Annotated in this window: 7 protein-coding genes and 1 pseudogene; 2 read left to right on the top strand and 6 right to left on the bottom strand. The window is 62.2% G+C overall.

The features are described 5' to 3' along the window. Positions 1-77: 77 nt before the first annotated feature. Complete coding sequence (locus tag G7009_RS24275; RefSeq protein WP_181132570.1) at positions 78-914, bottom strand: OBAP family protein; 837 nt, start codon at positions 912-914, stop codon at positions 78-80. A gap of 184 nt (positions 915-1098) precedes the next feature. Then, a complete protein-coding gene (locus tag G7009_RS24270) occupies positions 1099-1434 on the bottom strand; it encodes an ArsR/SmtB family transcription factor (RefSeq protein ID WP_181132569.1) in 336 nt (111 codons plus the stop codon). A 50-nt stretch (positions 1435-1484) separates the two neighbouring features. On the opposite strand from G7009_RS24270, the gene G7009_RS24265 reads away from it, so the two are divergent. Beyond that, positions 1485-2576 (top strand): NADH:flavin oxidoreductase/NADH oxidase, encoded by a 1092-nt coding sequence (locus G7009_RS24265; protein WP_181132568.1) that lies wholly within the window; start codon positions 1485-1487, stop codon positions 2574-2576. A gap of 447 nt (positions 2577-3023) precedes the next feature. On the opposite strand, the gene mrdA is transcribed toward G7009_RS24265, so the two are convergent. Beyond that, entirely contained in the window at positions 3024-4916 is a 1893-nt protein-coding gene (mrdA, locus tag G7009_RS24260; protein WP_181132567.1) for a penicillin-binding protein 2, read from the bottom strand. A 418-nt stretch (positions 4917-5334) separates the two neighbouring features. On the opposite strand from mrdA, the pseudogene G7009_RS24255 reads away from it, so the two are divergent. After that, positions 5335-5957: pseudogene (locus G7009_RS24255) on the top strand (TonB-dependent siderophore receptor); the annotation flags it as partial. A gap of 185 nt (positions 5958-6142) precedes the next feature. On the opposite strand, the gene G7009_RS24250 reads toward G7009_RS24255, so the two are convergent. From G7009_RS24250 to fdhA, 3 genes are all read right to left on the bottom strand, one after another. After that, complete coding sequence (locus tag G7009_RS24250) at positions 6143-7093, bottom strand: PDR/VanB family oxidoreductase (protein WP_181132566.1); 951 nt, start codon at positions 7091-7093, stop codon at positions 6143-6145. A 102-nt stretch (positions 7094-7195) separates the two neighbouring features. Further along, positions 7196-8260, bottom strand: a complete 1065-nt coding sequence (locus G7009_RS24245) for an aromatic ring-hydroxylating dioxygenase subunit alpha (RefSeq protein WP_181132565.1) — start codon at positions 8258-8260, stop codon at positions 7196-7198. Between the two features lie 92 nt (positions 8261-8352). Further along, positions 8353-9543: a formaldehyde dehydrogenase, glutathione-independent gene (gene fdhA, locus G7009_RS24240; RefSeq protein WP_181132564.1), complete on the bottom strand. Its 1191-nt coding sequence runs from the start codon at positions 9541-9543 to the stop codon at positions 8353-8355. Positions 9544-9594: the final 51 nt, after the last annotated feature.

The following is a 9594-nucleotide window of genomic DNA, read 5'->3' as shown; positions in this document are numbered from 1 at the left end:
GCTGTTTGGGGGGGGAGGTTGAGCCGGATAGCGGACCGAGTTGCGGCTGATCGCTGCAGCTCGGCCCAGAGATCCACCTACGGTTTATTGGAATGCGCGTTCTTCTCCGACCCTGAAGACCCACTCCCTTTACTCGACTCCAGATGCCGATGCTGACTACCCGTAGGGTCCTGAATCTGCACCACCTTGCCCTTTGTCCACGCATCGGCGCCTGGATCTACCGCAGGCGCCTTGATATCTGCCCTGTTCGCTTTCTTCTCGGCACTGTCGACGCCCAGGCGCTTGTCGCGCTCGGTCGCCAGCCGTGGATCGATCTGGCCATCGGCGGTGAAGCCCATCATCAATTGCGGCACGCCATAAGGCAGGTCCTTGTGCAGATCGGTATGCCAGGTGTGCCAGGTCTTGCCGTAGGTGCCCACGAGTTTTTCCATCAGGGCGTGCTCGGCAGGCTCCGGTATCCCTGGCGCGACCAACTGACCTGACTTCACCTCATGCACATGGCTGTGCCAGAGCGCTTTCTCTGCTTCGGGAAGCTTGGCGAAAAGGGGCGCACTGATGATGTACTCGACGCCCATCAGCTTGGCATCCTTGACATTGCCGTCATAGATCACGCACTGGATGACTTCTTCGTTGAGAATGGCGCAGTAGTGGTGCGCCTCCATCTGCGTCTTCATGTGGCCGTTGTAGAAGTGGAAACCGTCCAGGTAGGCATTCAGGGCCTCGATCGGCGGTCGGTCCTGAAGGATCGCCGCACCGGTATCCAGAGCCCGGGTGAGCGGCTCTTTACCGGCGCCCGGTGCGATGACATCGGAGTGGGTGTTGTTACCGGCGCAACCCGCGATCAGCCATGAGCCCAGCAGGGTAACGGCAATCTTGTTGCATGCAGACCTGTGAGAAAAACGGCAAACGTCCATGATTCGAACTCTTGTCTGAAAGGGAAGGGGCACCCTGACGAGGGTGCGTGGTCAACAGCATGACCAAGCCTTTGCCTTTGCTGAGCATCGTTCGTGGACCGAAGTTTAATCAAATCGCCAATGGACCCGACCAGTGGACCGGGATCTTCACGGCCGAAAAGCCTAGTGCCTCACGGGCGCCCGCTTATCGCTGCGAGAGGATCGCACCAAGCAGTCCGGGAAAACGCACATCCAGCTCCGCGCTTCGCAACGAGTTCATGTGAGTGGTCCCGACGTTGCGCGTCTGCACCAGGCCCGCGTCCCGCAAGACACGGAAGTGGTGAGACATGCTGGACTTTGGCCGGCCGCCGTCGAGCTCGCCGCAGCTGGCTTCGGTCACGCCCGCCAGATGACGCACGATGTCCATGCGCACAGGGTCGCTCAGGGCATAGAGCACTCGCTCCAGTACCAGGTCTTCGGGATTGGGATGTTTGTAGGCTCGCATGGAGGACATGATAACTGGGGTTTCCCAAATTGCCATAGTTCGATTATGATCGAACTACCGTAACTCAATACTTCTGGAGCTTGCTCATGTCCGCACTGTTCGAACCCTTCACCCTCAAGGACGTCACGCTACGTAATCGCATCGCGATTCCGCCGATGTGCCAGTACATGGCAACCGATGGCTTCATCAACGACTGGCACCACGTGCACCTGGCCGGTCTGGCCCGTGGCGGCGCCGGTCTGCTGGTGGTCGAAGCCACCGCGGTATCTCCCGAGGGACGTATCACCCCGGGTTGCGCGGGCATCTGGAGCGATGAACACGCCCAGGCATTCGTCCCCGTGGTCAAGGCCATCAAGGCGGCAGGTTCGGTGCCGGGTATCCAGATTGCCCATGCCGGTCGCAAGGCCAGCGCCAATCGTCCTTGGGAGGGTGATGACCACATCGCCAACGGCGATGCGCGTGGATGGGAAACCATCGCGCCGTCGGCCATTGCCTTTGGCGCCAACCTGCCGAAAGTGCCGCGTGCCATGACCCTGGAGGACATTGCCCGCGTCCGGCAGGATTTCGTCGACGCGGCGCGCCGCGCGCGTGACGCCGGTTTCGAGTGGATCGAGCTGCATTTCGCCCACGGTTACCTGGGGCAGAGCTTTTTCTCCGAGCACTCCAACCAGCGTACCGATGCTTACGGTGGAAGCTTCGACAATCGCAGCCGTTTCCTCCTGGAAACCCTGGCGGCCGTTCGGGAAGTCTGGCCGGAGCACCTGCCACTGACCGCCCGTTTCGGCGTGGTGGAATACGACGGGCGCGACGAGCAGACCCTGAGCGAGTCCATCGAGCTGGCGCGGCGCTTCAAGGCCGGTGGCCTGGACCTGTTGAGCGTCAGCGTGGGCTTTACCATCCCCGATACTCAGATCCCCTGGGGCCCGGCATTCCTGGGTCCGGTTGCCGAGCGCGTGCGGCGTGAAGCCGACTTGCCAGTGACTTCCGCCTGGGGCTTCGGGACGCCTGAACTCGCCGAAGGCGCGATGAACGCCGGCCAGCTCGACCTGGTATCGGTTGGCCGCGCGCACCTGGCGGATCCGCACTGGGCGTATTTCGCCGCGAAGACCCTGGGCGTGGACAAGGCGTCGTGGACGTTGCCGGCGCCTTACGCGCATTGGTTGGAGCGTTATCGCTGAGCAGGATGAATGTTGCTTGACAGGGCGTGGTGCCGTGGTCCACGGCATCGACTGCTCGAAGCTCCTTCAGGGGCATGTCGCTTGACCCAGCGGCGCACGGCTTCTCGCTCATGCGCCCGGCACTTGTGCTTCGGGCGCACTGTAATGCCAGTGCGTCAGGAGACAAGCATCTGATTTTTTCGGATGTTGAAACTTATCTTTCTGTCCCTGAGATTTGCTGTGATGCGGATGGCCTCATCGCGGGGCAAGCCCGCTCGCCACCGGTGCGCGGTGGAGCCAAGTCACATTCCCGGTGGCGAGCGGGCTTGCTCCGCGATAGGGCCATCCGCATCACGGAGGATTCAAAAGCTACAACCTGAACTTCAGCATTTGAATCGAATGATATTTGATGACTGACGGGCATTGCGGCGCTCCGTGACAATGCCAGTCAGAGGACCTGACGCGGACTCACCCATGCGGCAGTTGTCCCGCCACCTCTCCCTGGGCATACCGCGCTTTCAGATGGCCTTGCTCATCCAGCAGCCAGGCATCCATCACTTCCCGAACCACGGGGCCTGCCACGCGGCCACCGGCTTCGCCGTTCTCGATCATCACGGCCACCACGATCCCGGGGTTCTGCGCCGGGGCGAAACCGACGAACAAGGCATTGTCGCGGTGCCGTTCGAGGGTCTTGTTGCGGTTGTAACGCTCGCCCTGGCGGATGGCCACGACCTGCGCAGTGCCGCTCTTGCCGGCGATGCGGTATTGCGCACCGGCTGCGGCGGCGCGGGCGGTGCCGCGTGGCGCGTGCATGACCATCTGCATCCCTTGGCTGACCTGGTCCCAGGCACGCTTGTCGTGCAGCACGATGTCAGGCATCGGGTGCGGGTCCACCGGGGGGCGGTCGCCCACGCTCATGGCCAGGTGGGGACGGTGCCAGACGCCGCGGCTGGCCAGCAGGCTGGTAGCCTGGGCCAGTTGCAGTGGTGTCACCTGCATGTAGCCCTGGCCGATGCCCAGGATCAGGGTTTCGCCGGGGTACCAGGCCTGGCGCCGCGTGGCGCGCTTCCACTCGGCCGAGGGCATCAGCCCGGCGGATTCCTCGAACAGGTCCAGGGAGACCTTCTGGCCAAGGCCGAACTCGCTCAGGTAATCGTGCAGGCGATCGATCCCCAGCTTGTGCGCCAGGTCATAGAAGTAGGTGTCGTTGGAGCGCATGAGCGCGCTGTACAGGTCCACCCAGCCATCGCCGCTGCGGTTCCAGTTGCGGTACTTGTGATCGTAGTTGGGCAACTCGTAGTAGCCGGGGTCGAACACGCGATCGCTCGGCGTGATGACGCCGCTGTCGAGGCCCGCGATCGCCACTTCCGGCTTGATCGTCGAACCTGGCGCATAGAGCCCGCGCAAGACGCGGTTGAACAGTGGCCGGTCGATGGAGTCGCGCAACGCGGCGTACTGCTTGAAGCTGATGCCCTTGACGAACAGGTTGGGATCGAAGCTCGGGTTGCTGACCATGGCCAGGACGTCGCCAGTGGCCGGATCCAGCGCCACCACCGATCCGCGTCGATCGCCCAGGGCATTTTCCGCGGCCTGTTGCAACCGTGCGTCCAGGCTCAGGACGATGTCCTGGCCGGGCACCGGGTCCTGATGGCGCAGCACGCGCATCACGCGGCCCTGGGCATTGGTCTCGACTTCCTCGAAGCCGACGTGACCGTGCAATTGGGCTTCGTAGAAATGCTCGATGCCGGTCTTGCCGATCGATTGGGTGCCCCGGTATTCGGTGCTGTCCAGGCGCTTGGCTTCGCGTTCGTTGATCCGCCCGACATAGCCGACCGAATGGGCGAAGTGGGCCCCCAGCGGGTACTCACGGATGAACTGGGCCTCGACATCCAGCCCCGGCAGGCGGAACTGGTTGACCGCGATCCTGGCGATCTGCTCCTCGCTCAGGCCGACCATCAGCGTTACCGGCTCGAAGGGTTTGCGACCGCGACGCAGGTCCTTGTCGAAGCCTTGCCGCGTTTCCTCGTCCAGACCCAGCAGTTGCGTCAGGGTGTCGAGCACCTTCGCCGAGTCGCCGGCGCGTTCGCGGGTCAGGGTCAGGTTGAAACTGGGCTTGTTATCCGCGAGCACCGTGCCGTTACGGTCGTAGATCAACCCGCGCGCCGGCGCGATGGGCAGCAGGTGCACGCGATTGTTTTCCGAGACGGCGGCGTGATAGTCGTGCTGGCGCACCTGCAACACGTACAACCGGCCGACCAGGACCGCAGCGAGGCTGCACACCAGTACGGCACAGGCGACCAAGCGGCGCCTGACCAGTCGATGTTCCTTGTCGTGGTCCTTGAGCGGAATGGGTTGCGGCATGGGTGACTCAGGTAATGGATGAGCGGGACTGCAGGACGCTTGCTTACCTGCAAGGGCACGATGTGCAGAAGGGGTTGCAAGGATCCGGTGGGTGCCAGCTAACCCAGGGATGCTACGCACGCACGCCGGTCCTCTCAAGCCAGATGCCGACGCGGGATCAGCCACAACACACGGCCTGCCACGTAGTCAGAGGCTTCGGAGCGCAGATGAAGAATTGTTCATGACAGCGCTGACGCAGGTTCACGCCTCTCGATTTCGCGCATCCATCCTGCGCAGTGCAACTTGTCTTGCGCCTCGGTTACTGGCATATGCCAGTCACGATCATTATCACTGTTTGAGATCTGTTTGCAGGTGGGCGATTTCGCCGCCGTCACCAGTGACCTTCCTGGTCGGCAACGCACGATTAACCAGTGGTACATCGACCATCACGGCATCGGTGTATGACCTGCATCGCAGCAACGTCCCGCCCCTTGATCCGGACGACACCCACCTGTGCAACGGCAGCCGCTGCCAGATCCAGAGCGGTGAAGTGCAGTCGCGTGGTTTCGAGCTCGAAGGCAAGGCCAGCCTGAACGACAACCTGGACAGCACGGCGGCCTATGCCTATCTCGACAAACGGATCAGCAGTCGAACAACACGGTGACCCGCGCCTCGGGCGTCGACGGCGTGCCGGGTAGCTCGCCGATGCCCGCCGCAGACACTACCACGTACGCCACGCCGCGGCATGGCGCCTCGGCCTGGGTCGACTACAACTTCCACGACGGCGTCCTCAAGGGTGCGGGCGTGGGCGGCGGCGCTCGCTACGTCGGCTCTTCCTGGGGCGATGACGCCAACACCCTGAAGGTGCCGGGCTACACCCTGTTCGATGCCGCGGTGCATTACGGCATCAAGGGCGTCGCCCGTGTCAGCGATTCGCTGCGCCTGGCGTTGAACGTGTCCAACCTGGCGAACAAGCAATACGTGTCGTCCTGCTAGGGCTATACCTGGTGCGGGCAGGGCTCGCAACGGACCATCCAGGCTAGCGCCACTTACCGCTGGTGAGTGTTGAGCGATCGACCGAAGGCGTCCTGCATGGGCGCCTTTCCAAGCTCTGCCGGAAAGTCCGGGAGGCTTCTCGCCACAACCGGCGTGAGGATTGACCAGGGCGGATTGCTGATTTGCGTCAGCCCTTGTGCATAAGCTTGGCAGCAGTGTTGCGGTGCATGTGTGGAGCGCGCAGTGGCTCCCTAAATATCCAGCACCAGCAGCGGTGTTTTCGAGCGTGAGCAGCACGGCGTGAACTGGTCATTGAGGGCTTGCTCCTCCTCGGTGAGGAACAGGTCGCGATGCTCCGGTACGCCCTCCAATACCCGAGTCAGGCATGTCCCGCAGATGCCTTGTTCGCAGGACAGGGTGATCTCGATGCCTTGGCTTTCCAAGGCCTGGACAACCGTCTTGTCCGCCGGCACTTCAATGATCTGGCCGGTACTGGCGACCTTGACCGAAAAGCGCCCATCGTTGCTGTTGTCTACCGGTATCGCGGCGAAGTATTCGCGGTGCAGGCAGTTTTCCTGCCAGCCCTGGGCCCTGGCAGTGTCCAGAATGTGTTGCATGAATCCGCCCGGACCACAGACATACACGTGTGCATTGTCTTCGGGTGCGGCAAGCACCCTGGCGGTATCCAGAGCCGTCTGTGGCTGTTCGTCGAAATGCAGAAATACCCGATCGGCAAACGCCGAGGCATTGAGACGCTGGACAAAGGCTGCACGTTCGCTGGCGCGCGCGCAATAATGCAGTTCGAAGTCGGCGCCGCTATGAGCCAAGCGTTCGGCCATGCACAAGATAGGGGTGATGCCAATACCGCCAGCGAACAGCAGGCTGCGACGTGCCTCGTGCACCAGCGGAAAAAGGTTGCGCGGTTCGCTGATCTGCAAGCGGCTGCCTGCATGAACCTGTTCATGCAGGCTGGCCGAGCCGCCACGGGAGGCCGCGTCCTTGAGCACGCCGATCAGGTAACGGTGACGCTCCTGTGGGTGATTGCAAAGGGAGTACTGGCGGATCAGCCCATTGGGCAGATGCACGTCGATATGCGCGCCGGCACTGAAGGCTGGCAGGGGACTGTCATCGACACTGGCCAACTCATAGCTGCAGATGTCCAGCGCTTCGGTGTTGCGCGATACCACCACCACATCAATCATGTTCGATCCTCTGAGTGCTGCCGCACCGGGGCGGTTACTTCTGGTTATTCGCTAAAGAGTCTGTACTGGGGGCGGAAGCACTGCGTCACGCTCGCCTGTGAATCAGAACTGGCCGATCTTGGTGATCAGTTGCAGTTCGCCGCTTTGCTCTTGGGCGATCAGCCGCTCCAGGATCTTGCGTGATTGCACACCACCGGCATCGATATTGAGCTTGAGCAAATTGCGCGAGGGGTGCCGAAGAAGGTTCTGCTGCTGACGTTCGAGCATCTCCAGGTCTTCGCTGAATATCTTGCCCTGGCCTTCGCGAATGGTTGCCGTCAAGGCTTCATCCTGCGGATTGAAGTTGCGCGCCATGCCCCAGAAATACCAGATCGAGGTCTCGGTTTCCGGGGTGATGAAGTCAACCACGATGCTCGACGCCTTGAACTCTGGCGCTGCGTGGTAGCCGCCCTTGCCGGCATGCGCCACGCCGACTTCGATCAAGACATGGCTGGGCGGGGTGAAGCGGCAGATCTGCCAGCGGTCCACCGGCACATCGTCTGCAAGGTTATTGCCGCGCAGGGCCATGCGCCAGAAGGGCGGTGCCATGATGTTTTCCATGTGCCGGGCCGTCACCACTTCGTCGCCATCCACCGTGGTCACGGGCGGCGCTTCGTCGATCTCTTTCTGCCCGATACTGGAGGCATGCACATAGGTTTCGTGGGTCAGGTCCATCAGATTGTCGACCATCAAGCGGTAGTCGCAGGCAATATGAAACAAGCCGCCACCGTAGGCCCATTCGTCGCTGACGGCCCATTCCAGAGGGTGGATCAGCTGAGGATCGGCCAACGCCTGGTCGCCAGGCCAGACCCAGATAAAGCCATAGCGCTCGACCACGGCATAGGCTTTGTTGCAGGGAAAGCCGCGTACCCGTTGTCCCGGCATGGCCGCGGTTTTGCCATCTGCACCCATCACCAGCCCGTGGTAGCCGCACACCAGATTACCGTTCTCGACATAGCCCAAGGACAACGGTGCGCCGCGGTGTGGGCAAAAATCCTCAACAGCCGCGACTTGGCCTTGCGCGCCGCGATAGAACGCGATTTTCTCGCCGCAAATTTGCCGACCCAGGGGCTTGTCGGCGATTTCATCGGGCGTGCAGGCAACGTACCAAGTGTTTTTCGGATACATAAAGAACTCCCAGGCTGATTGTTCTTGTTTAATGGATTCTTTGTATGTGTCATCGGCGCAGCGGCACGGGCGTGACTCGCTGCCCTCGTATCTCAACTGAACAGGCGATGGGGATCGATGACGAATTTCTTCGGCACACCGGCGTCGAATTCGCCGTAACCCCGTGGTGCTTCGTCCAGGCCAATCACCTGCACACCAACGACTTCGGCGATATTGATGCGATCCCACATGATTGCCTGCATCAGCGCGCGGTTGTACTTCATGACCGGAGTCTGGCCGGTGTGGAAGCTGTGGGATTTGGCCCAGCCAAGACCAAAGCGGATGCTCAGGCTGCCGAGCTTGGCGGCGGCATCGACAGCGCCCGGGTCTTCGGTGACATAGAGGCCGGGGATGCCGATCTTGCCGGCCACGCGCACCACGCCCATCAGCGAGTTGAGCACGGTCGCCGGGGCCTCGGCCTTGGCACCGGCATGCCCGTGGCCGCGGGCTTCGAAGCCTACCGCGTCGACGGCACAGTCGACTTCTGGCTCGCCCAGCAGGGCTGCAATCTGCTCGTGCAGCGGGGTGTCCTGGGACAGGTCGACGATTTCGAATCCCTGGGCCTTGGCGTGAGCCAGGCGGACAGGGTTGACGTCGCCGACGATCACCACCGCAGCGCCGAGCAGGCGCGCCGAAGCGGCGGCCGCCAGGCCGACCGGGCCGGCACCGGCGATGTACACCGAACTGCCTGGGCCAACCCCAGCGGTTACGGCGCCGTGGTAGCCGGTAGGCAGAATGTCGGATAGGCAGGTCAGGTCACGGATTTTCTCCATGGCCTTGTCGCGGTCCGGCAGCTTGAGCAGATTGAAGTCGGCGTAAGGCACCAGCACGTACTCGGCCTGGCCGCCGGTCCAGTCGCCCATGTCGACGTAGCCGTAGGCGCCACCGGCACGGGCCGGGTTGACGGTCAGGCAGACGCCGGTGTGTTGTTCTTTACAGCTGCGGCAGCGGCCGCACGCCACGTTGAAGGGAACGGAGACCAGATCACCGATGTTCAGGTTTTCTACGTCGCTGCCTTTTTCGATGACCTCACCGGTGATCTCGTGACCGAGCACCAGGCCGACCTGAGCGGTGGTGCGGCCACGGACCATGTGCTGGTCGGAGCCGCAGATGTTGGTGGACACCACTTTGAGGATGACGCCGTGTTCGATCTTCTTGCCGCGCGGGTCCTGCATTTTCGGATAGTCGATGGAGCGAATCTCTACCTTGCCTTCGCCCAGATACACCACACCTCTATTGTTCATATCCGCCTCTCTTGTTGTCATGGGCCTCACTTGGGATCAGGCCGGTTGGAA

Source organism: Pseudomonas capeferrum (assembly GCF_013523055.1).
Taxonomy (GTDB): Bacteria; Pseudomonadota; Gammaproteobacteria; order Pseudomonadales; family Pseudomonadaceae; genus Aquipseudomonas; species Aquipseudomonas capeferrum_A.
The sequence above is the reverse complement of the archived record's forward strand: the minus strand, read 5'-3'. Positions and strand labels throughout refer to the sequence as shown.

Coding starts and splice junctions, on each gene's coding strand:
- G7009_RS24245 (WP_181132565.1), bottom strand. CDS start 8,260: ATGTATCCGAAAAACACTTGGTACGTTGCCTGCACGCCCGATGAAATC.
- mrdA (WP_181132567.1), bottom strand. CDS start 4,916: ATGCCGCAACCCATTCCGCTCAAGGACCACGACAAGGAACATCGACTG.
- G7009_RS24250 (WP_181132566.1), bottom strand. CDS start 7,093: ATGATTGATGTGGTGGTGGTATCGCGCAACACCGAAGCGCTGGACATC.
- fdhA (WP_181132564.1), bottom strand. CDS start 9,543: ATGAACAATAGAGGTGTGGTGTATCTGGGCGAAGGCAAGGTAGAGATT.
- G7009_RS24270 (WP_181132569.1), bottom strand. CDS start 1,434: ATGGCAATTTGGGAAACCCCAGTTATCATGTCCTCCATGCGAGCCTAC.
- G7009_RS24265 (WP_181132568.1), top strand. CDS start 1,485: ATGTCCGCACTGTTCGAACCCTTCACCCTCAAGGACGTCACGCTACGT.
- G7009_RS24275 (WP_181132570.1), bottom strand. CDS start 914: ATGGACGTTTGCCGTTTTTCTCACAGGTCTGCATGCAACAAGATTGCC.